The following is a 23640-nucleotide window of genomic DNA, read 5'->3' as shown; positions in this document are numbered from 1 at the left end:
TTTGTCCCCGGAACCGCCAGGCGGCCCGGGGATCACAGGGGGAAGGACTGATCAGTTTTCCATTTCGGCAAGGATAGCTTCCATCTCGTCCATGGTGCGCTCCATGCGCTCCACCAGCACCCGGTAGGGCTCTGGGGTGGCGAGGTCTACGCCTGCATCAAGCAGGATCTGATAGGGATCGTCCGATCCGCCTGCACGCAGCGCGCCCAGATACCGCTCCAGCGCCTCTTCATCTCCCTCCAGAATGAGATCGGTGAAATAGGCAGCCGCCGCAAGCGAAGTGGCATACTGGTACACATAGAAATTCATGTAGAAGTGCGGCACGAACATCCATTCATGGGTGTAGAGGTCATCGACCTGCATCACACCCTCGTCATGCCCGTGATAGCGGCGCACGACATCGGCATAGATCGCGGTGATCGCCGAACCCGTCAGAGGCTCACCGCGCTCCACCGTCTCATGGATGGCCAGCTCGAACTCGCTGAACATGGTCTGGCGGAAGAAGGTCGCGCGCAGCAGTTCCAGCGCGTTGCCAAGATAGAACAGCCGCTCCTGCGGCGTCTGCGCGGTCTCAAGCATGTGCTCCTGAAGCAGGAATTCATGCACTGTGGAGGCGACTTCAGCGGTGAAGATCGAATAGCGCGCCGTCTCGAAGGGCTGGGCCTCATTGGCCAGCACAGAGTGCAGGGCGTGGCCCCATTCGTGGGTGAAGGTGGTCGCAGAGCTGTAGTCGTCCTGGTGGTTCAGCAGGACGTAAGGGTGAACGTCATAAGCCGCCCCGCTGACATAGGCGCCGGAGGTCTTTCCGGTCTGCGGATAGACATGCATCCAGCGCTGGGAGACCGCGTCGGAATACATCGCCACATAGTCCTCGCCCAGCGGGGCGAGGGAGGCGCGGGTCAGCTCGATGGAGTCCTCGATCCCGAAATCGCGGTCGATGGCAACCATGTCGGGATAGATGTCGTAATAGGCCGGATCCTCTACCCCCAGCAGCCGCGCGCGCAGGGCGAAATAGCGGTGCAGGACAGGCAGCGCCGCATTGGTCTCCGCCACCAGCGTGCGATAGACCTCCTCGGGCACGTTGCCGCCAGACAGCGCCGCAGACAGGGCGTTGTCATAGCCGCGCAGGCGGGACTGGGCGACTGCGTTCTGGACGTGGCCGTTCAGCGCCGCGCCGACTGACCCGGTAAAGGGCTGCCACGAACCCCAATAGGCGTCGAACACCGCAATACGGTCCTCGCGATTATCTAAAGCGCGGCCACGCGCATAACCGGCAGAATTGACCAGCAGCTCGGTCCCGTCCGACAGGGTGATGGTAGGCCGGGGGATTTCGGAGTTCGCCAGCTGGCCGTATATGGTGTAGCTCGCGCTCGTGGCCGGGCTCAGGGCGGCCAGCGCCCGCTCGGTCTGGTCAGACAGGGTGTGCTCGCCCTGGCGCAGGGTGGTGCGGACCATCTGGCGGAAAGGCGCGAGCTCGGCCTCGGCCTCGAAATACGACCACACTGTCTCCTCGCCCAGCGCGATGATGGCTGGATCGATCCATGCGCCCGCCTGGGAAATTTCTGAATACAGCGCCATGGCCTGTTGGCGCAGGGCCTGGCCCTCGGGATCGGCGAGGTTTTCGTCCGCGACCAGTCCGGCATAGGTCCACACCCGCATCACCGTGCGCATGGCATCCGAATAGGCCTGCATCACCCGCAGGAAGGCATCGGGACCGTCATCGAGCGTGCCTTCGAGCTGCGCGAGCTCGCCGGCCTGTTCAAGCCCGGTGCGGCGGTCGGCGTCCCAGCTCTCGCGATCGGCGTAAAGGGCGGTGACGTCCCAGGTCCAGCGCGCATCAGGCGCCGGGGCGTCCTGTGCGTGGCTGGCAGGTGCCAGCGCGATGACGGCCGTGCAGGCCAGAAGCGTGATGATATTGCGGCGCATGGCCAGCTCCCCCGTGTTGAAAGACCGCGAGATGATCGGCACGAGGACCAGTACGTCCACTTAAACTGTTGTAACATCTCACAACCCCGTGATCAGGATTTGACTTTCCGGCACGGCGCGTCCGACAAAAGCGGGAAGACAGATTTACGGGGAGGCTGACATGACACGCATATTTACGGCCCTGCTGGCCGGCATCGCGCTGGCCGGAACGGCGCTGGCACTGGACAGCGCCGACAGCGAGACCAGCGTCACCATCATTCATGCCGGCCACCTCATCGCCGTTCCCGGCGAGCGGGTACGCAATGGCGCCTCCATCATCGTGCGCGACGGACGTATCGACTCCATCGAGGACGGATATGTCGCCCGCGATGGCGCGGAGATTGTCGATCTGACCTCGCACTGGGTGCTGCCCGGCCTCATTGACGCACACGTCCACCTGCTCAGCGAGCGCGGACCGGACAGCCGTATTCAGCCCTTCACCCTGTCCAGTGCCGACCGCGCCTTTATCGGTACGCGTCACGCACGGCGCACGCTGGAGGCAGGTTTCACTACCGTCCAGGATGTCGGCGGTGATCTCGAAGCGATCCTGGCCCTGCGCAATGCCATCCGCAACGGCGATGCGGTAGGTCCGCGCATGCGTGTGGCTGGCCCCTCCATCACGCCCACCGGCGGGCATGGCGATATCAACGGCTTCAACCAGCGCGTAATCGAGAACTTCTCCAGCCCCGGCGCGTGCAATGGCCCGTCAGACTGCGCCCGCGCCGTGCGCTCGCTCATTCAGGCAGGCGTGGACACGATCAAGATCACGGCCACGGGCGGGGTATTGTCGAACACGGCCGCCGGCATCGAAGTGCAGTTCATGGACGATGAGCTGCGCGCCATCGTTCAGGCCGCCGAAATGATGGGCCGCCGCGTCACCGCCCACGCCCATGGCGTGACGGGGGTGAATGCGTTCCTGGCTGCGGGCGGGCACTCCATCGAGCACGGCACGTTTCTGGATAATGAGTCCATCCGGCTTTTCCGCAGCTCAGGCGCCTTCCTGGTGCCGACCGTCATGGCCGGTGAATTCGTCACGCTGGAAGCCGAAGCCGACGCGCCCTGGATGACACCCTTCCAGCGCGCCAAGGCGCTGCAGGTCGGTCCGCAGATGGTCGACATGCTGCGCCGCGCCCACCGGGGCGGGGTCCAGATCGCGTTCGGCACGGATTCAGGCGTCAGCCGTCACGGGGACAACGCACGCGAGTTCGAGCTGATGGTGGAAGCTGGCATGACACCTGAACAGGCCATCATCGCCGCCACCATCAATGGCGCACGCCATCTGCAGATGGAAGGCGAGATTGGCCGCATCGCACCGGGCTTTCATGCCGACATCATCGCGGTGGATGGCAATCCGCTGGAAAATATCTCTCAATTGCGAGATGTGGACTTTGTCATGGCGGCAGGCGTGATACACAAAGCCCCATGAGCGATACACAATCCGAACTCGACGCCCAGTTTTCCGGCACCAAATCCGTCGCGGACGCCCTGCGCTTTGACGAAAAGGCGCTGGAAAACTGGATGAAAACCCATGTGGACGGCTATGCCGGGCCACTGGAGGTAAGCCAGTTCCGGGGCGGCCAGTCCAACCCGACCTACAAGCTGGTAACGCCAGGGCGCCAATACGTGCTGCGCCGCAAGCCGCCCGGCGTGCTCCTGCCCTCTGCCCACGCCGTGGATCGTGAGTTCACGGTGATGAAAGCGCTGGGTGAAGCCGGTTTCCCCGCGCCGCACATGTTCGGCCTGTGCGAAGACCCGCAAATCATCGGCACGGCCTTCTACGTGATGGAATTCGTCGAGGGGCGCATCTTCTGGGATGCCTATCTGCCGGGCATGGAGCCGTCAGAGCGCCGCGCGCTCTATGACGCGTCCAACGCCGCACTGGCCCAGCTGCACGCGATTGATGTGGAGAAAGCGGGCCTGGCGGACTATGGCAAGCCGGGCAATTATTTCGAGCGCCAGATCGGGCGCTGGACCAAGCAGTACAAGGCGGCGGAAACACGCCCCATCCCGGCGATGGACCGGCTGATCGAGTGGTTGCCGGCCAATGCGCCCGAACAGGAGCGCACCAGTGTCGTCCATGGCGATTACCGCCTCGACAACATGATCTTCCACCCTACCGAGCCGCGCGTCATCGCGGTGCTGGACTGGGAGCTATCCACGCTGGGTGATCCGCTGGCGGACTTCACCTACCAGCTCATGCAATGGCGCACGCCCAAGGAGATACGCTCCGGTTTTCTGGGTGTGGATCTGAAATCGCTCGGCATCCCCACGGAAGAAGAATACGTCGCGGCCTATTGCGAACGCACCGGGCGCAGCGGCATCCCCAAGCTCGATTTCTATATCGCCTACAACATCTTCCGCCTGGCCGGCATCGCCCAGGGCGTCTACGCCCGTGGCCTGCAGGGCAATGCGTCCAACGAGCGCGCGAAGGAACTTGGCGCTCTCGTAGAACCGATGGCCGAATACGCCTGGACGATCGCGGAGAAGGCTTAGAGGGCATCTTTTAGTGATGCTCCGCACATCCGTGCGTCGCGCCTCGCATTAGCTCGGGCGCGCGTTCGCGCTTGCGGCGCTGCGCGCCGGGGAGCCATCACGGCCCCGTCAGGGGCCGCAAGGGCGACCGGCCGCCCGCGACTGCCTGCCCCCGCGCAGGCGGGGGTTCGCGGAACACCGCAACGCGGCCTGCCCCCGGCTACGATCGGGGGATGCGTTGCGGAACTAGAAGAGCCCCCTACCCCAGCGTTGCCCGCAGCATCCAGGCCATCTTCTCATGCGCGGTCACACGCGGCGCGATAATGTCTGCCGTCGCCTCATCGCCATGGGTATTGGCCAGCTCCAGCGCGGCGCGGGCGGTGCGCACCACCGTCTCGTGGCCAGCCAAGAGATTGGCGACCATCTCGTCGGCCTTGGGCGTCTTGCTGTCGGGCCGGATCGAGGCGGAATTGGTGATCTCGTCATAGGAGATCGGGGCCATCACGCCGAGCGCGCGGATACGCTCGGCAATGTCATCGGTTGCCGTCCACATCTCGGTGTATTGCGTCTCGAACATGGCGTGGAGGTCGTGAAAGCGCGGCCCCGTCACATTCCAGTGATAGGCATGCGTCTTGAAATAAAGCGCATAGGTGTCGGCCAGCAGCCGCGTCACGGCCTCGGCCATTTCCTCGCGCTGCGCCTGGCTCAGTCCCATATTGATCTGCATGACATACTCCTGTCTGCGAAAAGGCGGCGAGGGAGCCGCCCGGTAAGGTCTCACTGCCTTACGTATAGGGGCGCTGCGCGTTCCAATCCAACTGGAACGCCGACTGCAACTTATAGAAAATTTCTATACTAGCGTGCTGACGCACAGAACTCCGCTATGCGCGTGCCAGCCTTTTCCAAAGCCTCATCGGACGTTGCATAGGAGATGCGGAAAGCCGGGCCGGAGCCAAAGGCCGTGCCTGGAACGACCGCGACATGCGCCTCTTCCAGCAGCGCGTCACACACATCGCCATCCGTTTTCAGCGCCTTGCCCTTGCCAGAGGTTTTTCCGATGAGTCCGGCGCAGCTGGCGAAGACATAGAACGCCCCTTCCGGCACCGGCGCATCCAGCCCGTCGCTGGCCGCGATATGACGCAGTACGAGATCACGGCGGCGCACGAACGCCTCATTGCGCGGTTTCAGGAAATCATGCTGGCCATTCAGCCCGGCGACAGACGCCCACTGGCTGATCGAGCACGGGTTGGAGGTCGTCTGCGTCATCACCTTGGCCATCGCCTTGATGAGCGCTTCCGGCCCGGCGGCATAACCGATGCGCCAGCCCGTCATGGCGTAGGATTTGGACACGCCATTCATGGTCAGTGTGCGGTTGTACAGCGACGGCGCGACCTCAGCGATGGTGGCGAATTTGAACCCATCATAGACGAGGTGCTCATACATGTCGTCGGTGAGGATCCAGACATGCGGGTGACGCTCCAGAACCTCTGCCAGCGCTTTGAGATCATCGGCTGAATAGGCAGCGCCCGTGGGGTTTGACGGCGAATTCAGCACCAGCCATTTCGTGCGCGGCGTGATGGCCGCTTCCAGCGCTTCAGGGCGCAGCTTGTAGCCGTCCTTTGCCGTGGCCTCGGCAAACACAGGCTTGCCGCCGCACAGCAATGCCATGTCGGGATAGCTGACCCAGTAAGGCGCAGGCACGATCACCTCGTCTCCGGGGTTCAGCGTGGCGGCAAACGCGTTGTAGATCACCGGCTTGCCACCCGGCGACACATTCACCTGCGAGGGCTTGTACACTAGGCTGTTATCGCGCTTGAACTTGGCGCAGATCGCCTCTTTCAGCTCCGGGATACCGTCCACGGCGGTATATTTGGTTTCGCCGCGCCGGATCGCCTCAATGGCCGCTTCCTTGATGTGGTCGGGAGTATCAAAATCGGGTTCGCCCGCACCCAGCGAGATCACATCAATGCCCTTGGCTTTGAGCTCACGCGCCTTCTGGGTCGCTGCGATGGTGGCAGAGGGCTGGACGCGGGACAGGGCTTTGGAAACCTCGAACGGGGCGGACATGGACACTCCTGATGCGGGTGGTGGAAGGCGGAGGGAAACTACCGTCCGTTTACCGTAAACCGCAATACGTGTTGCGCTGCGGCACTGAGTTGATGCCTTCTTTGTGCCGTAATTGATCTTGAGTTCGCCCGATTTTGAACTTTTCCGGGCCGCGAAGCGCGGGAAATCTGTTCATCAGGCATTCATCGGATCAGCTCAGAGCGTGGGCTCTGAAAAGAGGGAGGGGATCATGGCTGACTTTTCTGCTGGCAATGGCCGTCCGGGCCGGGAGATCAACCTGGGCGCCCTTCTCATCGCGATTGCCATGTTTGGCACCTGCCTGGTTCTGGCCCATGCCTCTGGCGTGCTGGGAGATACATCTTCCAGCCTGTTCATCGCCCAGAGCGGCGAAGGCTAGCGCGCAAACGCCACTGACATTGCTGCCGATTTAATTTGAACCGGCCGCCACCAGCGGCCATCTCTCATAATCGTGAGCGTTCGTGGACCGGCCCTTTCCCGTGCATCGGCACCCGCGTTCAGCCGCTTGCGGCTGGGCGCCTATATTTGCGCGGGCCTTCTCCATGCCGGGGCTATCGGCGCGATTGCCGCGCTGCCGCCGGAAACCCTTGAGCGTTTTGTCAGCACCGGCACCAATATCGAGCTGCGCTTCTTCACCATCAGCGCCAGCGATGCCGAGAGCGATCTGCCGCTCAACGTGCCCTTGCTGGCTGACAGGGGACAAGCGGGCGCAGACACCGGCGGCGATGCCGGCAGCGCAGACTCAGCCCAGTCCGAAGCGGCCGGTGACACCGACGGCGAAGAGCTGACATCAGAAGAACCGGAGACGCCGCCCGATACGGCCGTGGAAGCGGAGCCTGACGACACACCGCCCGCGCCGGTATCTGAAACCGGCACCCGGCCTGCGGACCCTGACGCACCCGAAACACCCCGGCGCCCTGCCCAGCCCCGGACCGATACCGCCGGGCGCGCATTCTCCGTCACACCGCCCGATACACCGGTGGACACTATCCTGCCTGAAGAGGAAGACGCCGCCATCGTGGAACGGCGCATACCGACCTTTGCTTCAATTGCCGCGCGCGCCGAGACCGGGCTGCGCGTGGAAGATTTTCAGGTCAGCCCTATCGAGGGCGGTGTAAGCGCGGTCATAGCCGAGGTGTTCTGCCTGTCATCAGGTGATGCCAACCGGGAAGTCGGCGATTGCGGCGATGCCCCCAATGCCGCCCAGGCTGAACTGGCCGTCTATCACCTCCGGGCTATGAGCCGGGGACCGCTGGAGTTCGCCGAGAACATGTCCCGGCTGGAATACGAGCTGGCCCAGCTGGGGGCAAATCCGTCCACACTTCAGATGCTGCGCGTGCATATGGCCAATGAGCACCGCGAGCAGACCCGCCGCTCGCCGCTGCTGAACGCGATGGAACGTGACCGGTCCACCCGCACCGACCATCTGGGCATCAGCCCGTCCATCACCCCGCGAAGGGCGCTTGATCCGTCAGGAGAGCGGTGAGAGCCGGTTTACATGGCCCATCTTGCGGCCCGTCCGCGCCTCGCCCTTGCCATAGAGGTGCAGGCATACGCCCGGCTCGGAGGCCAGCGCCTGCCAGCGCAGCGCATCACCACCGATCAGATTGTCCATGCGGGCGGCGGAATGGGGCGCCGGATCTCCAAGCGTCCAGCCAACCACGGCGCGGACATGCTGCTCAAACTGGCTGACTGCACAGGCATCCATCGTCCAGTGGCCGGTATTGTGAACGCGCGGGGCAATCTCGTTGACCCACAGGCGGCCATCCTCCAGCACGAACAACTCCACCGCCAGCACCCCCACATAGCCCAGCCCTTCAAGGATGGCCGTAGCAATGCGCAGGCCCTCCCCGGCCAGCACATCCGCGCCGGGCGCCGGGGCGATGGAGGTGCGCAGGATTCCGCCCTCATGCTGGTTTTCCGCCAGCGGGTAGGCCGCGATCTGCCCCTCAACGCTGCGCGCGGCGACGACCGAGACTTCGCGCGTGAACGGCGCAAACGCTTCCAGAATGCAGGCCACACCGCCCAGCGCCTCGAAGGCAGCAGCGGCGTCTTCGGCCTTGCGGATTACCTGCTGCCCCTTGCCGTCATAACCCATACGCCGCGTTTTCAGGATGGCAGGCGCGCCAAGCGCTTCTATCGCCGCCTCAGCCTCGTCCATGCTGGAAACTACCCGCCAGGGCGTCGTCTCGATACCGGCATCATTGACGAAGCGCTTTTCCGTCACCCGGTCCTGACACACTTCCAGCGCTTTCACACCGGGGCGCAACGGCGCGTGTTCAGCCGCCTTGCGCGCGGTCTCTACGGGTACGTTCTCAAACTCGTAGGTCACGACATCAACGCCGGCCGCAAAGCGCGCCACGGCGTCCAGATCGTCATAGGGCGCGACCGTGCAGGCCGCCGCCACGCGCGCGGCAGGACTATTGTCCTCGGGCGTGAAGATGTGCACGTCAAAGCCCAGACGCGCCGCGTCCATCGCCAGCATGCGCCCCAGCTGGCCGCCGCCGAGAATACCGATACGCGCGCCGGGCTTCAGCATGATGGCGGGCCTAGTCCTCTACACTGTCGGGAACGCTATCGCTCTGGCCGGCCCGCCAGGCGGTCAACCGGTCTGCAAGGCCAGTGTCGGTCAGCGCCAGTATGGAGGCTGCCAGCAGCGCGGCATTCTTCGCGCCAGCCTCGCCAATGGCCAGCGTGCCAACGGGAACACCGCCGGGCATCTGGACAATGGACAGAAGGCTGTCGAGCCCTTTGAGGGCTTTGGACTTTACCGGCACGCCGAGCACGGGCAGTTCGGTCAGCGAGGCGACCATGCCCGGCAGATGGGCCGCGCCCCCTGCCCCGGCGATGATCACTTTCACGCCGCGCGCCTTTGCCGACTTGGCGAAATCCACCATGCGGTCTGGCGTGCGGTGAGCGGAGATCACGCGCGCATCATGGGCCACACCGAGAGCGTCCAGCGCTTCGATGGCGTGCTGCATGGTCGGCCAGTCCGAGCGCGAGCCCATAATGACCGCTACGGGCGGTGAGGGATCAGGAAAACGGGTCGCCATACGCAGCCTCCGGGCAGCGGAAAGCGCGCGAGCCTAGCCATAAGCGTTTGCGCGTCAAGCGGCAGGTGAACCACCCTGGCAAACCCGCTTGAGCCTTTATTAACCACGATCACCAAGACTGCATCCTTGAGTCGATTGGGAAGGATCGGGGATATGCGGGTACGATCCAGTGGAGCAGCGGGCAATGTGGCGTCTGCCGGGCCGGTTGGCGGCACTGTGCGCAGCGAGGCCGCAAGCGCGGCATCTGCCCCCTCTCCGGTGCGGCGCGCCAGCGATACAGCCTCCATCATGGGCGTGCCGGAAGCGGAACTGACCCCGAATGTCCAGCGCGCGCTCCTCACCCTGATGGGCGAGGTGGACCAGCTGCGCAAGGAAACCGATGCGCTGCGCGCCAAGGTGCGCGATCTGGAAAGCCTCGCTGACCGTGACGTGCTACTGCCCGTTCTCAACCGGCGTGCCTTCCTGCGTGAGGTATCGAAAGCCCTGTCCCTCGCCGAGCGCCATGATGCACCTTCAGCGCTGGTCTATTTCGATCTTAACGGCTTCAAGGCGATCAACGATACGCACGGCCACGCCGCCGGGGACGAGGCCCTGAAAGTCGTTGCCGATACGCTTGCCGCCCGGTTGCGCGACACCGATGCAGTGGGCCGTCTCGGCGGCGACGAGTTTGGCGTGGTCCTGGTGCTCACCGCGGTCGAAGCCGCAGAGCGCAAGGCCGAGGAGCTGGCCGAGGCCATTGCAGCAGCGGCCATTCCTTTTGAAGGCCAGACGCTGCATCTCAAGGCCGCATGGGGCGTGCAGGCGCTGGAACGCGGCATTACGCCGGAAACCGCCATGGCCGAAGCCGATGCCGCCATGTATGCGCGCAAGCAGGCGGTCGCCTGAAACTCCCGAAAGGAATAAGCATGACACGCGCTTGGCTCGTCAGGCTCGGGAAATATGGCGAGGGCGAAGCCAGCGCATTAAAAAGCGGGATTCTCGCGACCGGCTGGGAATTCGACGCCGATATGTCGAAAGCGTCAGATCGCGAAGAGATACTGGATTTCCTCAAGCATCAGTACGCTGACGAGAAAAAAGGTACGTTGCAAAATTGGGCTGCTCAGCTGAACCAATTCAAGAATGAAGCAATAATTGGTGACTTAGCGGTTGTCCCACTCAAGACGACACGCGAAATCGCCATCGGCCGCATATCAAGCGACTATTTTCAAGCTGATGGTTCATCGCCAGCAAGAAAAGTAGAATGGCTTCGAACTGATTTGCCACGACCAGCAGTCAAACAAGATCTCCGATTTAGCCTCGGCGCATCGCAGACGGTCTGCGAGATCAGCAGAAACAACGCCGCAGAAAGGCTCTCGGCTCTAGCGACAATCGGGTCTGATCCCGGCCCCGTCTTCGGAAACTCAGACTTGGACGGCCCAGCAGACGAAGTGGTCCCCGATAGTTCGCTCGCCGTCGATCTCTCTGATCTGGCGCGTCAGCAGATCGAACAACACATCGAGGCGAACTTCAGTGGGCATGGCTTTACAGAGTTGGTCGCGGCGATCCTGCGAGCGCAAGGCTATCGAACTGAAGTGAGTCCTCCCGGTCCCGATCGTGGTGTTGACATTGTTGCCGGAAAAGGTGCGCTGGGGTTCGAAGGCCCGAAACTGGTAGTTCAGGTTAAGTCGGGCTCCGTCGTCGTTGACCAACCGACCCTGCAAGGACTTCTTGGATGCATACAAGACACCCATGCGGATAATGGACTTCTCGTTAGTTGGTCTGGTTTCAAGGACACTGTCCGGCGTCGGGTGAACGAACTTTATTTTCGTGTCCGCCTTTGGGATCGAGATGAAGTCTTGGATGCCTTATTTGTCGTCTACGAGCACCTCCCAGAAGAAGTGCGGGCCGACCTGCCGCTGAAACGTCTCTGGACATTAGTGCCTGACGATGATGTCGCCTGAGCGCCGCTTCAAGGCATTGATCGCGCGCCTTTTCTCGTGTCAGCTGCGCGCCCATGAGCTTCCTGTCCGACACCACCGCACCCGCCCATCCTGCCCTTCTGGAGGCGCTTGTACGCGCCAATGAGGGGGCGCAGGCCAGCTATGGCAGTGATAGCGTCTCGGCGCGGGTGAAGGCGCAGCTCAAAGAGATATTTTCCACCGATCTGGAACTGGTGCTTACCGTGTCGGGCACGGCCTCGAACGCGCTGGCGCTGTCTGTACTGGCGCCGGGTGATACGGCGATCCTCTGCCATGACGAGGCGCATATTCACCGCGACGAGCGCGGCGCGCCGGAATTCTTCACCGGCGGAGCCAAGCTAGTGCCCCTGCATGGCGATCATGCGCGCCTGACGCCTGCAACGCTGGAAGCAGCACTGGCTGAATGGCCGTCAGAGTTCGTGCACACCACCCCGCCTTCCGTGCTCAGTCTCTCCAACCTGACCGAGTCCGGCACCGCCTATGATGTGGCGGCTGTGAAGGCACTGGCCGGGATCACCAAAACGCGCGGGATGCGCGTTCACATGGACGGGGCGCGCTTTGCCAATGCGCTCAGCTTCCTCAAATGCGACCCGGCAGACATTACATGGCGCGCTGGCGTTGATGTGCTCAGCCTCGGCGCGACCAAGGGCGGGGCACTGGCGGCAGAGGCCGTGATCCTTTTCCCCTCTGTCATGGACCGGTTTTCTGCCTTGCAGGTGCGCCAGAAGCGCGCCGGGCACATGCTGCCGAAAATGCGCTTTGTCGCCGCCCAGTTCGAGGCCTGGCTGGAGGGTGGCCGCTGGCTGGAGCTGGCCGGTCACGCCAACGCGATGGCCAGCGAACTGGCCGCAGGTTTTGCAAGCATTCCCGGCGCGAAACTGCTCCACCCGGTTGAAGGCAATGAGGTCTTCATCGACCTGCCGCAAGAAACCGTCGATGCGCTGAACGCCGTCAATGCCGGTTTCTACCCCTGGCCCCATGGCGGCTTCCGCTTCGTCACCAGCTGGCAGACGAAGCCTGAAGACGTGGCGCGCGTGGTGAAGGCCGCGCGGGGGTAGGGTTTTCAACCCCCACGCTGTCATCCTCCGGCCGAGCGCAAGCGAGGTCCGGGGGAGCCATGCCTCTTTTAGTGCCGCAACGCATCCCCGATCGTAGCCGGGGGCAGGCCGCGTTGCGATATTCCACGCATTGGCACGGTCGGCCTTGGGGCGTTGCGCGCCAGCTGGGTTCCGAGATTTCGTGCTTTGATCTCTGGGTCCCCCGTCGGGGCGGGGGACCCCGGTGGTTTACATCATCTACCTATCAACCGGGTTCCCGGGCTTGACCCGGGATCCAGTCTTTTGGCGATGCTCGACCCATGCCGGGCCTGCCCAAAAAAGGATATCCGAATCACCCCTCTTGACTCTTGGCCGTAAGAACAAAATAAGAACATATGGCCCGTGCGATCCTCACCGATCTGCCCCTGAAGCGTCTCTCCGCGCACGTGGAGAGTGAGGCTGCGCGTCTGGAAGACAGGCTCGGCGCACCCTTGCAGGGCGTACACGAGATCGCCCCCGCCGCCTTTGCAGACATGGCAGCCGCGCTGGGGCTGGCGGTGGGATTTGCGCAGACAAGGGGCCACGGAGGCTGGCTGTGGGTGCGCACGCGCCGCCAGCGCCTTGATCTGGGGCGGATCAGCGCGCGCGGGCTGGCAGCACTCGGCGCGGACCCGGCCCGCGTGATGCTGGTGGAGACCCGCGACCACAATGCGGCCCTGCGCGCGATTGACGAGGCCGCGCGCTCACGCGCCATCGGGGCCGTCATCGCGGAAGTGGAGGCGGCTGATTTCACCTTCACCCGCCGCCTGACGCTGGCCCATGAGGCAAGCGCCACGCCTGTCATCCTCGTGCGTTCATGGCGCACTGAAGGGGCGACGGCCGCGCATAATCGCTGGCGGGTGGCGGCGGCCCCTTCTGCGCCCAATGCGTTTGATCCACGCGCGCCCGGACGCGCGCGCTGGCAGGTCACGCTGGAGCGCTCGCGCGAATTTGCGCAACGGGCCGGAGAGACATTTCTGATGGAGATGGATGATGCGCCGCTTCGTGTGCGTCTGGTTCCCGCACTGGCCGATGGAGCGCCTGAAACGCGCCCGCACCGGGCCCTGGCCGGTTGAGGACGGCGCGCCCTTCGTGCTGACCGAGACTTGCGTACATGGCCGCACGCTGGCGGCGGTGAACGATGGCGCACGCGCGCTGGGGCTGGAGCCGGGGCTTCGCTTTACCGATGCGCGCGCCCGCGTGCCGGAGCTGGTGGCCGAAGAGATTGATCGCGAAGCCGATCATATCGCCCTGAAGCGCCTCACCCTCTGGATGACGCGGTTTTCCCCCCTCACCGCCATGGACGGGCCGGACGGCATACGCCTCGACGTGACAGGCTGCGCGCATCTGTTCGGCGGGGAGGATGCCTTTCTGGCCACCATGAAGCGCGCGCTCGAAACCCTGGGCCTTACCCCGCGCCTGGGCCTGGCCGATAGCGCAGGCGCGGCATGGGCGCTCGCCCGGTTTGGCGACAGCGCGGTGCAGATCAGTGGATCGGGAAAGGCGCGCGAAGCACTCTCCGCCCTGCCCATCGCTGCCCTGCGGCTGGAGGCTGGCACGGCGCAGACTTTACGCCGTTTCGGCCTGACCCGCATCGGCCAGCTCTTCGCAATCGAGCGCACCGCCCTTGCCCGCCGCTTCCGCAATCGCGAGGCCGCGCAGGACGTGCTGTTACGCCTCGATCAGGCGCTGGGGTTGCGCCCGGAGCCGCTGATCCCGTTGAAAGCGCCCGCGCGCTTCACCGCGCGGATTTCCGGCCCGGAACCGCTATTGAGCCTTGAGGGAATCGAGGATGCACTCTCCAAGCTGCTCACCGAGCTGACGCGCCAGCTGGAAGAGGCGGGCAAGGGGGCGCGGCGCTTCATCCTCACCGGCTATCGCTCTGACGGCACGCGTACCAGTGCCAGCCTTGCCCTCTCCCGTCCGGGGCGGGATGCGGGCGCTATCGCGAAGCTCTTCGCGCCGCGCCTTGAGGCGATGGATCCGGGCTTTGGCATCGACCTGATGACCCTCTCCGCCCATGGCACTGGCCCGCTCGAAGCGATTGCCTCCGCCCTGCCCGATGGCGCGGCCCTGCCGGGCGCGGACGCGGCCGAGACAGCCGCGCTGGTGGACCGGCTGAATGCAAGGCTGGGCGATGATCTGGTGGCCGTTTTCACGCCGTTTGAGAGCCATGTGCCGGGCCGCAGCGAGGCGCTGACACCCTTTCCCGGCGCGCTGAAACCCTGGCCACAGACCACCCACCGCACTGGCCCGCGTCCGCTCATCGTGCTCGACCGGCCAGAGCTGGTGGAAACCATCGCCATCCTGCCCGACGGTCCGCCCGCGCGCTTCACCTGGCGGCGGGTGACGCGCAGCGTGGCGCGCGCGGACGGGCCGGAGCGGATCGGCCCGGAATGGTGGCGGGGCAGGGCGGACGGCGTGCGCGCGCGCGATTATTACCGCGTGGAGGATGAGGACGGGCATCGCTACTGGCTGATGCGCGAAGGGCTTTACGATGACCAGCGCGGCGGCACTCCGCGCTGGTATGTGTGCGGGCTGTTCCCATGAGCGCCGCCCCATACGCCGAACTGCAGGTGACCACGAATTTCTCCTTCCTGCGCGGGGCAAGCCATGCCGGCGAGCTTGTGGAACAAGCCAAGGCGCTGGGGCTTTCCGCGATTGGCGTGGCGGATCGCAACACACTGGCCGGTGTGGTGCGCGCCTATATCGCGGCGAAGGAACACGGGCTGAAACTGCTGGTCGGGGCGCGGCTGGACCTGGCCTGCGGCTTAAGCCTTCTCTGCTACCCCGAAACCCGCGCCGCCTATGGCCGCCTCTCCGCCCTCATCTCGCTAGGCAAGATGAAAGCCCCCAAGGGCGAATGCCACCTGACCCTTGAGGATGTGATGGAGGCCGCTGACGGCCAGTGCTTCATCATCATCCCACCGGAAGAACCCGATGCCGCCTTCGAGGCCGTGCTGGCCCGTTTGGGCGCGCTCTGGCCGGGGCGGGTATGGCTGGCCGCTGCCTGGCGATACCGGGGGCGGGACCGGGAGCGGATCGCCCAGCTGGATGCGCTAGGACGCCGCGCAGGCGTGCCGATCATCGCCGTGAATGACGTGCTCTATCACGCGCCGGAACGCCGCCCCTTGCAGGACGTGATGAGCTGCATACGCGAGCACTGCACCATTGAGGAGGCAGGCTTCCGCCTCGAACCCCATGCCGAGCGGCACCTGAAAAGCCCGGCCGAGATGACCCGCCTCTTTGCCGGGTTTGAGGCCGCTATCGCGCGAACCGGGCACATCGCCGCGCGCTGCACTTTCAGCCTGAATGAGCTGCGTTATGAATACCCGGACGAGCCGGTGCCGCCCGGCTCCACCCCGCAAGGTCATCTGGAATACCTCACCTGGAAAGGCGCGGACTGGCGCTACCCGCAAGGCGTGCCGGGCAAGGTGAAGGCGCTGCTGGAGAAGGAACTCGCCCTCATCGCGGAGCTGGACTACGCGGCCTATTTCCTCACCGTGCATGACATTGTGGCGTGGGCGCGCGCGCAAGGCATTCTGTGTCAGGGGCGCGGCTCGGCGGCTAATTCCGCTGTCTGCTACTGCCTGGGCGTCACGAGCGTTGATCCCGCCACCAGCAGCCTCCTCTTTGAGCGCTTCCTGTCGAAGGAGCGCCGCGAACCTCCTGATATCGATGTCGATTTCGAGCACGAGCGGCGCGAGGAGGTGATGCAATATGTCTATGCCCGCTATGGCCGCCACCGGGCGGGGCTGACCGCCACCGTCATCTCCTACCGCCCGCGCTCTGCCGTGCGCGAGGTATGCAAGGCGCTGGGTCTGACCGAGGACGTGTCGGCGGCGCTCGCCGGCACAGTCTGGGGCTCGTGGGGGAAGACGATCGAGGACAAACACATAAGCGAAGCCGGCCTAGACCCGCAAAACCCGATGATCCGCCGCGCGATCATCCTCACCCGCCAGCTGATCGGCTTTCCGCGCCACCTCTCCCAGCATGTGGGCGGGTTCGTGCTGACCAAGGGTCTGCTGACCGAGACCGTGCCCATCGGCAATGCCGCGATGGAGGACCGCACCTTCATCGAGTGGGACAAGGACGATATCGATGCGCTGGGCATCATGAAGGTGGATGTGCTGGCGCTCGGCATGCTGACCTGCATCCGCAAGGCGTTTGATCTGCTCGAGCAGCACAAGGGTATCCACCACACGCTCGCCAGCATCCCGCCCGACGACAAGGCCACCTACGAAATGCTGTGCCGGGCCGACAGCCTTGGCGTCTTCCAGGTGGAAAGCCGCGCGCAGATGAACATGCTGCCGCGCCTGAAGCCTCAAGCCTTCTACGATCTCGTCATCCAGGTCGCCATTGTGCGCCCCGGCCCCATACAGGGCGATATGGTCCATCCCTATTTGCGCCGCCGCAAAGGCACTGAAGCCGTCACCTATCCCTCGCCCGCGCCGGAGCATGGCCCGGCAGACGAGCTGAAAAGCATCCTCCATCGCACGCTCGGCGTGCCGCTCTTTCAGGAGCAGGCCATGCAGATCGCCATTGATGCCGCCAAATTCACGCCCGACGAGGCCAATGGATTGCGCCGCGCCATGGCGACCTTCCGGCGCGTAGGCACGATCCGCAATTACGAGGAGAAGATGGTGCAGGGCATGGTGGCGCGCGGCTATGCGCCGGAGTTCGCCGCGCGCTGCTTTGACCAGATCAAGGGCTTTGGCGAGTACGGCTTTCCTGAAAGCCATGCTGCCTCGTTTGCGCTGCTGGTTTATGTCTCCTCATGGATCAAATGCCACCATCCGGAGGTGTTTGCCGCCGCCCTGCTGAACGCTCAGCCCATGGGGTTCTACGCGCCCGCCCAGATCGTGCGCGATGCCAGGGAGCATGGGGTGGGGGTGCGCCCCGCCGACATCAACCATTCGGGCTGGGACAATACGCTGGAACCCGCGCAAGGCAGCCAATGGCCCTTCGCGCTGCGTCTGGGTCTACGCCAGATTGATGGCCTGAAGGAAGAAGAGATGGCGCGGCTGACGGCCCTGCGCGGTGATGGCTATGCCAGCCCGGCAGACCTTCGCGCCCGCACGCGCCTGCCGCGCGCCACGCTGGAAAAGCTCGCCAGCGCCGATGCCTTCACCTCGCTGGACCTCTCCCGGCGCGAGGCGCTGTGGGCGATACGCGGCGAGACAGTCGAGGCCCCGGCCCCCCTGCTGGCGCTGGCGGGCGATGGGGTGGAGAAGACACGCACGGAGCTGCCGCAAATGCCGCTGTCTGAGCATGTCGTGCAGGACTACCAGACGCTCCGCTTGTCGCTCAAAAGCCATCCCATGGCGCTTTTAAGGGGGCTGTGGCGCGAGGAACGCCTCGCGACAACACAGGAAGCCTGCACCACGCCGACGGGCCGCAGGGTGCGTACAGGCGGGCTGGTGCTGGTGCGCCAGAAACCCGGCACCGCCAAGGGCGTGCTCTTCATCACCATCGAGGACGAGACCGGCATCGCCAATCTGATTGTCTGGAAGAAGGTGGCAGAGCAATTCCGCCCGGTCGTGATGGGCGCGCGTATCCTCGCCGTGACGGGCCGGGTGCAGACGGCCGACAATGTCACCCACATCATCGCGGAAAGGCTGGAGGACCGCTCCGGCGATCTCCTTTACCTGAGCGAGGACGCCCAGCGCGAGATGCTGGACGGCGCGATGGCCCCGGTCGATGAGGTGCGCCGGCCCGTCATGGCGCGGCGCGGCCCGCCACCAAAGGACAGCTCGCACGCCCGCCATCCGCGCGATGTGCGCGTCATCCCCAAAAGCCGGGATTTTCACTGAGCATCAGCCCTCGGGTACAAGGCGCAGCACAACGCCATCAGCGTGGTCTGTGACCATCCAGATCGCACCGTCAGGGCCATTGCGTACGTCACGCACGCGATGGCCAAGCTCGATCAGTTGCTGACTTGCCAACACATCACCCTGCAACTGCACGCGTACCACGCCTTCGGCATAGAGCCCGCCGACCAGCATATTGCCTGACCAGTCCTGGAAGGCGCTTTCCGCAGTGACAAATGCCAGCCCCGAGGGCGCGATAGTCTCATCAAATACATGCACGGCGGGGGTCATGCCTTCCATCTGCTCGCCCACACCGAGCGGCGCGCCGGAATAATCCTCGCCGCCAGTGACGAAGGGCCAGCCATGATTGGTGCCGGAGGCAAGGTGGCGGATCGCGTCGCCGCCTTCAGGGCCATGGTCAGCAGCCCAGAGCTGGCCGCCGCCGGGGCGCATGGCGAGTGCCTGAATGTTGCGCACACCGATTGCGTAGACATACGGATCGGACAACTCTCCATCTCCCTCGGTCTCAAAAGACGGATTGTCGGGGTGGGCCTCGCCGCTATCGGTCATCCGCAGTACAGCGCCTGCCTGATCGCTGGCGTCCTGCGAACGGGAAATGTTACGCCGCTCACCGACCGACAGGAACAGCGAGGCATCGGACGGATCGAACGCCATGCGCCCGCCAAAGTGCAGGCCGCTGGAATCCTGATCGTCCTCCTTCATCACGAAGATGTCCTCGACATCGCTGAAGGTGACGTCCCTGTCCTCCCGGGAGACCGTTCCGCGCACCACGACAAGCGCTGCGCCGCGCTCGGTCTGCCGCGAATAGCTGATATAGACCCAGCCGTTTTCCTCGAAGTGCGGATGCAGCTGGACATCGAACAGGCCCGCCTGGCTGCGGCTGGTTTCGCCCTCGAAACGGAACAGATCGTCCGCTTCCCAGATCGGGTCTGACAGGGTGCCATTCACATTCCCGGACCGCAGCGCGCCCGAGTTGCGCTCAGTCACCAGATAGGTGTCATCTGTAATGAAGGCGAGCGCCCAAGGGTGCTCAAGGCCGGTGGCAACCGTGTGCAGGGCGAGCGCCTGTCCGCCAGCCTCGATGGCCTCTTGCGCCAATCCGGGCGCACTGGCGAAAATAATAGAGCTTGTCAGGAGCATAGTCCTCAGCGGCAGGATCATGGGTGCCTCCAGCAGGTGTCGGGTAGCTGGCCCATTCAACCGGCGCGCGCCATCAAGGTTCCGAAAAAACCCGAATTGAACTGAGGCGCTCGTCCAGAGTCTGCTTTCACTACCCCACAGGGCGCGGCGCATAGGTTTCAACCGGATAGGTCAGCCACACCGGGTCCATCAGCGGAATCCGTACCGGGTAGCGCAGAATGGTGCGCACCTGCATCACCTCGATCTCGCCGTAATTCTCCGTGGCGTAGCTGACATCGAAATCCATGCCGGTGAAATTCTCCGTCAAGGCCCGCACACGTGCTTCATACTGGGCCTCACTCAGACTGCCATCAATCATCAGATCGCGCGCCGTGCGCTCCACAGCCCACTGGACCGACCCAATCGCGTAAAAGCCCTGACCGAACGCCACGCCTGCCACCAGCAAAACGATGAAAACCGGTGCCAGCATGGCAAACTCCACCGCACTGGTACCCGCAGTCTGGGCAAGGAAGCGCTGCCAGGTCCGATATGGCATCAGCGTACCCTCACCTTGTCGCTCACGGAGGAATAGTGCGTGAGGAAAAGCCCGGCCATCGGCGCTTCAATCGTAATCACCGCATAAGCCAGAGGCACGCTCTGATCCGGACAGAGCAGGTTGCAGGACGCCTCCACATCGCCGCACTCGCAGATGCGTTCTACCCGCACTACCGCTTCGTCAGGCCGCGAGCCCCAGGCATCCTCCACAATCACCTTTGCCCGGTCCGGATGAGTACCCCCGGCCATGAAATACTGGGTGCCCGACCGGATCGCGCCGGTCATGTCCGAACGCTGGAACGCGATATGGGCCACATCGCTGGCCGCGACGATCAGAACCAGAAATACCGGCGCCAGCAAGGCAAACTCCACCGCCGGGCTGCCGGACCTATCCCGCAGGAAACCCTTGAACCGCATGAAGTGGAGCATCACACCTACTCCACCAGCCGGACAAAGCCGGGGGTCTGCATCGACACCATGCCCGAGCGTGAACAATTGATGTTCAGGCTGGAGTTACCGCTCATTTCCACCCGGTAGGCGATGATCCGCATACAACCATCACTGCCGGAGAAATTCCCGCGTATATTGAGGGTCTGAGACGGAAAGTAGAGCGCACCCTTGAGCGAGCTGGCCGCTGTGCCGTTGAACTGAGCGGTGGTATTGGCCGCATTGTCCCGGTCCCCCCAGAACAGCACGCCTGCATACTCGCCCGTCTCCGGCGCGCTGAGGAAGATGTCGGCATTACCGTTCATCTGCACGGTCGCATTGTTCGTGAGGTAGATGGTTACGTCGTCGCCCGTGACATGGGCGCCGCCATTCAGGCGGAACGCACCGCCATCAACGATGTAGACGCCTGGCTCGAGATGGACATCTCCGTTGAAGGTCATGCCATTGCAATACCGCCCCGGGCTGATCGTGCGCAGTCCACCCCCGCCGCCAGCGGGCAGGTTACGGCACCCCCCGGCAATCGGCGGGACGAGATCGGCCAGCGGGTCCAGGGCCGGCGGCATGTTCAGGCGCGGCTCCAGGCAATCGGTCAGGTCAAGCTGACCGGAGATGTTCATGCCCCCGACCGAATTGGCACAAGAGGTGATGACCTGCCCGGATCCGGTAATGGCCAATGCCTGGGTATTGATCGAGTTCGACATCAGATCGCAGCCCGCGAGGGTCACATCCGTCGATCCCGAAAAAAGGAGCGACTGCTCGCCGGCAGGATCGAGCGCAAGAAGGCAGGCCGGACCCGGCTCGTCAAAACGGGCCACCGCACGCACCGTGAAGGTGATGTCGCGATCAAGGAACATGCGAGAGAAATGGCGCGGGTGGGTCTGCTGGATGATGACCTCGACCGACCGGATATTCCGGTTGGCCCCGCTCAGGGGCGGATTGTTCACCTCGATACCCCCCCGAGCCGGACGGTAGCCATGACGTTCCGCCTCGGCCAGCGCGGTCGCGCTGATGACTTCCAGGGGCTGTCCGCTGCGAGCCTCCACAGCACCGGCGAATGCCGACACATCGGCGCTCATCTGCGCCACGCGTTGCTGAAAGTACCAATAGCCGCTCTCGGCGCCGATACCGGCACCGGCGATCATCACAGGCGCGCAAATCGCGGCGATGACAGCAATCTGTCCGCGCCGGTCCCCAAAAAATCCCGTCAGATGGCCCCTGATGTTCGCGATCATCGCTTCTTTCCGCGCAATCCACACATCAGGATGATGATCACACCTTAAGCGCCTATAAAAAAGTTCGGTGAATCAGTGGTTTACCAAATCCGCTCCATTTCGCGCCGGGCTTACAGGCAAGCGGCTATGCACCTGCGCCCTCACGAAGGCGTGAACCGGGTCTTCCTGCAGGAACCGGCCCGGCGCGATAGAGTTACTTCCGGTATGAAAATACGAACGGGAGGACTTTTGATGACACGCCTCATGCAATCGCTGTCTTTGAGCGCGGCGCTCGCCCTGTCGGCCAGCCCTGCCGTACTCGCGCAGGAGACCCATGGCGCGACGGTGGATATCCATGAATGGACGGTGCCTTACGAGGAAAGCCGGCCGCGTGACCCTTATGTCGCCCCTGACGGCACGATCTGGTTTGTCGGCCAGCGCACGCACTATGTGGCCACGCTTGACCCTGAAACCGGCGAGTTTACCCGCACCGATCTCGTTGACGGCGCTGGCCCGCACACCGTGATCGCGGACGAAGAAGGCGCCTGGTATGCAGGCAATCGCGTCGGCCATATCGGCTTTGTCGATCCGGAAACCCGCGAGATCGACATTATCGAGATACCCGGCGATGGCCGCCGCGACGTCCACACCATGGATTTTGATTCTGAGGGCAATCTCTGGTTCACCCTGCAGGGTGCCAATCAGCTGGGCTTCATGGACCGCGAAACCCGCGAGATCACGCTGTGGGATGTGGAACGGCCAGGTTCCCGCCCCTATGGCCTGCTGGTCGATGATAATGACCAGCCCTGGGCCGTGCTGTTCGGCACCAATCGTCTGGCGACTATCGTAGATGGCGAAATTCAGGAAATCGACCTGCCGCGCGAGACCACACGGCCCCGCCGCATGGCCCTGCCCGGCGATGGCACGGTCTGGTATGTCGATTACGCCGACGGCTATATCGGCCGCTATGACCCCTCTAGCGAGGAGATCACCGAATGGCGCTCGCCTTCGGGCGAAGATTCCCGCCCCTATGCCATGGCCAGCGATGATAATGGCATGCTCTGGTTCGTGGAGACCGGCCCGCAGCCGAATCTGTTCGTGGGCTTTGATCCGGAAACCGAGACCTTCACCGCCCCGGTGGCCGTTCCTTCGGGCGGCGGCACGGTGCGCCACATGGTGTTTGACGGCGAGACCCGCTTCATCTGGTTCGGTGCCGACACCAACACAATCGGACGCGCCGCCGTGCAGGACGCGCCATAATGAAGCGCCGTCTCTGGCTGGCAGGGGCGCTCGCCTCTGCCAGCCTTGCCTTCCTGCCGTCCGCAATCGCATTCCCTGAGGGCGCGCTGCTGGGCCATACGGGCGGGTTTGGCGAGGGGAGCTGCGCGTCCTGTCATTTCGGCGGCTCGCAAGGCGACGACATCGCCCTGCGCGTTGAGGGGGTGGATGTGTACGCGCCCGGAGAGCGCTATCGCTTCTTCGTGCGCGTGATGGACGCCGATGCCGCCGTGGCGGGCTTCCAGCTCTCGGCAAGGTTTGAAGACGGTGCCAGCGCCGGCCAGCTCGGTGCCGGAAGCGGCAGCCAGACAGGCACGCTGGACGAGGTGATCTATGCCAGCCATTCCGCCCCGCAGCCCGTTGAGGACGGCGAGGCGGTATGGGAGCTGGAATGGGTGGCACCGGAGGATGCAGCGCAGCCGGTTATCCTGCACGCCGCCAGCGTCAGCGGTGCCGACGACCAGTCACCTATTGGTGACAATGTGCTGACGCTGGAGCTCAGAATGGAACCGGCAGAGTAGGCCGCCCGGTCAGGTATAGCCGATCCAGACCGCCAGCATCAGAGCCAGCGCCCCGGCAATGGTCAGCTT

General features: G+C 64.0%; 21 protein-coding genes. 12 read left to right on the top strand and 9 right to left on the bottom strand.

Going from position 1 to position 23640, the window contains the following annotated elements; genetic code table 11:
- Positions 1-51: 51 nt before the first annotated feature.
- Positions 52-1986, bottom strand: coding sequence for an oligoendopeptidase F (gene pepF / locus ACQ5ID_RS12090; protein ID WP_429912696.1), 1935 nt, complete (start codon positions 1984-1986; stop codon positions 52-54).
- A 100-nt stretch (positions 1987-2086) separates the two neighbouring features.
- Between pepF and ACQ5ID_RS12085 the strand changes: the two genes are divergently transcribed.
- On the top strand, positions 2087-3391 hold the full coding sequence (locus tag ACQ5ID_RS12085; RefSeq protein WP_429912695.1) for an amidohydrolase family protein: 1305 nt from the start codon (positions 2087-2089) through the stop codon (positions 3389-3391).
- Positions 3388-4458, top strand: a complete 1071-nt coding sequence (locus tag ACQ5ID_RS12080; protein ID WP_429912694.1) for a phosphotransferase — start codon at positions 3388-3390, stop codon at positions 4456-4458. Before ACQ5ID_RS12085 ends, ACQ5ID_RS12080 begins: the two co-directional genes overlap by 4 nt.
- A 238-nt stretch (positions 4459-4696) precedes the next feature.
- Here ACQ5ID_RS12080 and ACQ5ID_RS12075 read toward each other — a convergent pair whose 3' ends face one another.
- Both ACQ5ID_RS12075 and ACQ5ID_RS12070 read right to left on the bottom strand, forming a co-directional pair.
- Positions 4697-5164: a Dps family protein gene (locus ACQ5ID_RS12075; RefSeq protein ID WP_429912693.1), complete on the bottom strand. Its 468-nt coding sequence runs from the start codon at positions 5162-5164 to the stop codon at positions 4697-4699.
- A 128-nt stretch (positions 5165-5292) separates the two neighbouring features.
- Positions 5293-6504, bottom strand: coding sequence for a pyridoxal phosphate-dependent aminotransferase (locus ACQ5ID_RS12070; RefSeq protein ID WP_429912692.1), 1212 nt, complete (start codon positions 6502-6504; stop codon positions 5293-5295).
- Between the two features lie 229 nt (positions 6505-6733).
- On the opposite strand from ACQ5ID_RS12070, the gene ACQ5ID_RS12065 reads away from it, so the two are divergent.
- Both ACQ5ID_RS12065 and ACQ5ID_RS12060 read left to right on the top strand, forming a co-directional pair.
- On the top strand, positions 6734-6901 hold the full coding sequence (locus tag ACQ5ID_RS12065; protein WP_429912691.1) for a hypothetical protein: 168 nt from the start codon (positions 6734-6736) through the stop codon (positions 6899-6901).
- Positions 6902-6973: 72 nt separating this feature from the next.
- Complete coding sequence (locus ACQ5ID_RS12060) at positions 6974-8008, top strand: hypothetical protein (RefSeq protein WP_429912690.1); 1035 nt, start codon at positions 6974-6976, stop codon at positions 8006-8008.
- Here the strand turns inward: ACQ5ID_RS12060 and ACQ5ID_RS12055 are convergent.
- Entirely contained in the window at positions 7994-9061 is a 1068-nt protein-coding gene (locus tag ACQ5ID_RS12055; RefSeq protein WP_429912689.1) for a 5-(carboxyamino)imidazole ribonucleotide synthase, read from the bottom strand. The two genes, ACQ5ID_RS12060 and ACQ5ID_RS12055, sit on opposite strands and share 15 nt — an antisense overlap.
- A 10-nt stretch (positions 9062-9071) precedes the next feature.
- Complete coding sequence (purE, locus tag ACQ5ID_RS12050; RefSeq protein ID WP_429912688.1) at positions 9072-9575, bottom strand: 5-(carboxyamino)imidazole ribonucleotide mutase; 504 nt, start codon at positions 9573-9575, stop codon at positions 9072-9074.
- A gap of 153 nt (positions 9576-9728) precedes the next feature.
- Here purE and ACQ5ID_RS12045 point away from each other — a divergent pair, with 153 nt between their 5' ends.
- The 6 genes from ACQ5ID_RS12045 to ACQ5ID_RS12020 all read left to right on the top strand — a co-directional run bounded on the left by ACQ5ID_RS12045 (position 9729) and on the right by ACQ5ID_RS12020 (position 18422).
- Positions 9729-10460 (top strand): GGDEF domain-containing protein, encoded by a 732-nt coding sequence (locus ACQ5ID_RS12045; protein ID WP_429912687.1) that lies wholly within the window; start codon positions 9729-9731, stop codon positions 10458-10460.
- Positions 10461-10480: 20 nt separating this feature from the next.
- A complete protein-coding gene (locus ACQ5ID_RS12040; RefSeq protein WP_429912686.1) occupies positions 10481-11515 on the top strand; it encodes a restriction endonuclease in 1035 nt (344 codons plus the stop codon).
- Between the two features lie 53 nt (positions 11516-11568).
- Entirely contained in the window at positions 11569-12591 is a 1023-nt protein-coding gene (locus tag ACQ5ID_RS12035) for a threonine aldolase family protein (protein ID WP_429912685.1), read from the top strand.
- 374 nt (positions 12592-12965) lie between these two features.
- Complete coding sequence (locus ACQ5ID_RS12030; protein ID WP_429912684.1) at positions 12966-13685, top strand: ImuA family protein; 720 nt, start codon at positions 12966-12968, stop codon at positions 13683-13685.
- Entirely contained in the window at positions 13600-15159 is a 1560-nt protein-coding gene (locus tag ACQ5ID_RS12025; RefSeq protein ID WP_429912683.1) for a Y-family DNA polymerase, read from the top strand. The genes ACQ5ID_RS12030 and ACQ5ID_RS12025 overlap by 86 nt, the downstream gene beginning before the upstream one ends.
- Complete coding sequence (locus ACQ5ID_RS12020; RefSeq protein ID WP_429912682.1) at positions 15156-18422, top strand: error-prone DNA polymerase; 3267 nt, start codon at positions 15156-15158, stop codon at positions 18420-18422. Before ACQ5ID_RS12025 ends, ACQ5ID_RS12020 begins: the two co-directional genes overlap by 4 nt.
- Before the next feature lie 3 nt (positions 18423-18425).
- On the opposite strand, the gene ACQ5ID_RS12015 is transcribed toward ACQ5ID_RS12020, so the two are convergent.
- From ACQ5ID_RS12015 to ACQ5ID_RS12000, 4 genes are all read right to left on the bottom strand, one after another.
- Positions 18426-19601, bottom strand: coding sequence for a PQQ-dependent sugar dehydrogenase (locus tag ACQ5ID_RS12015; protein WP_429912681.1), 1176 nt, complete (start codon positions 19599-19601; stop codon positions 18426-18428).
- Between the two features lie 109 nt (positions 19602-19710).
- Positions 19711-20115, bottom strand: coding sequence for a TadE/TadG family type IV pilus assembly protein (locus tag ACQ5ID_RS12010; protein WP_429912680.1), 405 nt, complete (start codon positions 20113-20115; stop codon positions 19711-19713).
- Positions 20115-20543: a TadE/TadG family type IV pilus assembly protein gene (locus tag ACQ5ID_RS12005; protein ID WP_429912679.1), complete on the bottom strand. Its 429-nt coding sequence runs from the start codon at positions 20541-20543 to the stop codon at positions 20115-20117. The genes ACQ5ID_RS12010 and ACQ5ID_RS12005 overlap by 1 nt, the downstream gene beginning before the upstream one ends.
- 5 nt (positions 20544-20548) lie before the next feature.
- Positions 20549-21793, bottom strand: a complete 1245-nt coding sequence (locus tag ACQ5ID_RS12000) for a pilus assembly protein TadG-related protein (protein WP_429912678.1) — start codon at positions 21791-21793, stop codon at positions 20549-20551.
- A gap of 231 nt (positions 21794-22024) precedes the next feature.
- On the opposite strand from ACQ5ID_RS12000, the gene ACQ5ID_RS11995 reads away from it, so the two are divergent.
- Together ACQ5ID_RS11995 and ACQ5ID_RS11990 are read left to right on the top strand one after the other, a co-directional pair.
- Positions 22025-23032 carry a virginiamycin B lyase family protein gene (locus tag ACQ5ID_RS11995; protein WP_429912677.1) on the top strand — a complete coding sequence of 336 codons (1008 nt, stop codon included), beginning with the start codon at positions 22025-22027 and terminating at the stop codon, positions 23030-23032.
- Positions 23032-23571: a choice-of-anchor V domain-containing protein gene (locus tag ACQ5ID_RS11990; RefSeq protein ID WP_429912676.1), complete on the top strand. Its 540-nt coding sequence runs from the start codon at positions 23032-23034 to the stop codon at positions 23569-23571. Before ACQ5ID_RS11995 ends, ACQ5ID_RS11990 begins: the two co-directional genes overlap by 1 nt.
- Positions 23572-23640 lie beyond the last annotated feature (69 nt).

It is taken from the genome of Glycocaulis sp., assembly GCF_050485565.1.
Taxonomy (GTDB): Bacteria; Pseudomonadota; Alphaproteobacteria; order Caulobacterales; family Maricaulaceae; genus Glycocaulis.
Note: the sequence above shows the minus strand (reverse complement) of the source record. Positions and strands in the feature narration are given on the sequence as shown.

What these genes read in the sequence shown, in the direction of transcription:
- ACQ5ID_RS12045 (WP_429912687.1), top strand. Translation starts at nt 9,729, where the DNA reads ATGCGGGTACGATCCAGTGGAGCAGCGGGCAATGTGGCGTCTGCCGGG.
- ACQ5ID_RS12010 (WP_429912680.1), bottom strand. Translation starts at nt 20,115, where the DNA reads ATGCCATATCGGACCTGGCAGCGCTTCCTTGCCCAGACTGCGGGTACC.
- ACQ5ID_RS12035 (WP_429912685.1), top strand. Translation starts at nt 11,569, where the DNA reads ATGAGCTTCCTGTCCGACACCACCGCACCCGCCCATCCTGCCCTTCTG.
- ACQ5ID_RS12030 (WP_429912684.1), top strand. Translation starts at nt 12,966, where the DNA reads ATGGCCCGTGCGATCCTCACCGATCTGCCCCTGAAGCGTCTCTCCGCG.
- ACQ5ID_RS11995 (WP_429912677.1), top strand. Translation starts at nt 22,025, where the DNA reads ATGACACGCCTCATGCAATCGCTGTCTTTGAGCGCGGCGCTCGCCCTG.
- ACQ5ID_RS12075 (WP_429912693.1), bottom strand. Translation starts at nt 5,164, where the DNA reads ATGCAGATCAATATGGGACTGAGCCAGGCGCAGCGCGAGGAAATGGCC.
- purE (WP_429912688.1), bottom strand. Translation starts at nt 9,575, where the DNA reads ATGGCGACCCGTTTTCCTGATCCCTCACCGCCCGTAGCGGTCATTATG.
- ACQ5ID_RS12025 (WP_429912683.1), top strand. Translation starts at nt 13,600, where the DNA reads ATGATGCGCCGCTTCGTGTGCGTCTGGTTCCCGCACTGGCCGATGGAG.
- ACQ5ID_RS12055 (WP_429912689.1), bottom strand. Translation starts at nt 9,061, where the DNA reads ATGCTGAAGCCCGGCGCGCGTATCGGTATTCTCGGCGGCGGCCAGCTG.
- ACQ5ID_RS11990 (WP_429912676.1), top strand. Translation starts at nt 23,032, where the DNA reads ATGAAGCGCCGTCTCTGGCTGGCAGGGGCGCTCGCCTCTGCCAGCCTT.
- ACQ5ID_RS12040 (WP_429912686.1), top strand. Translation starts at nt 10,481, where the DNA reads ATGACACGCGCTTGGCTCGTCAGGCTCGGGAAATATGGCGAGGGCGAA.
- ACQ5ID_RS12000 (WP_429912678.1), bottom strand. Translation starts at nt 21,793, where the DNA reads ATGATCGCGAACATCAGGGGCCATCTGACGGGATTTTTTGGGGACCGG.
- ACQ5ID_RS12070 (WP_429912692.1), bottom strand. Translation starts at nt 6,504, where the DNA reads ATGTCCGCCCCGTTCGAGGTTTCCAAAGCCCTGTCCCGCGTCCAGCCC.
- ACQ5ID_RS12005 (WP_429912679.1), bottom strand. Translation starts at nt 20,543, where the DNA reads ATGCTCCACTTCATGCGGTTCAAGGGTTTCCTGCGGGATAGGTCCGGC.
- ACQ5ID_RS12080 (WP_429912694.1), top strand. Translation starts at nt 3,388, where the DNA reads ATGAGCGATACACAATCCGAACTCGACGCCCAGTTTTCCGGCACCAAA.
- ACQ5ID_RS12015 (WP_429912681.1), bottom strand. Translation starts at nt 19,601, where the DNA reads ATGATCCTGCCGCTGAGGACTATGCTCCTGACAAGCTCTATTATTTTC.
- ACQ5ID_RS12020 (WP_429912682.1), top strand. Translation starts at nt 15,156, where the DNA reads ATGAGCGCCGCCCCATACGCCGAACTGCAGGTGACCACGAATTTCTCC.
- ACQ5ID_RS12085 (WP_429912695.1), top strand. Translation starts at nt 2,087, where the DNA reads ATGACACGCATATTTACGGCCCTGCTGGCCGGCATCGCGCTGGCCGGA.
- ACQ5ID_RS12065 (WP_429912691.1), top strand. Translation starts at nt 6,734, where the DNA reads ATGGCTGACTTTTCTGCTGGCAATGGCCGTCCGGGCCGGGAGATCAAC.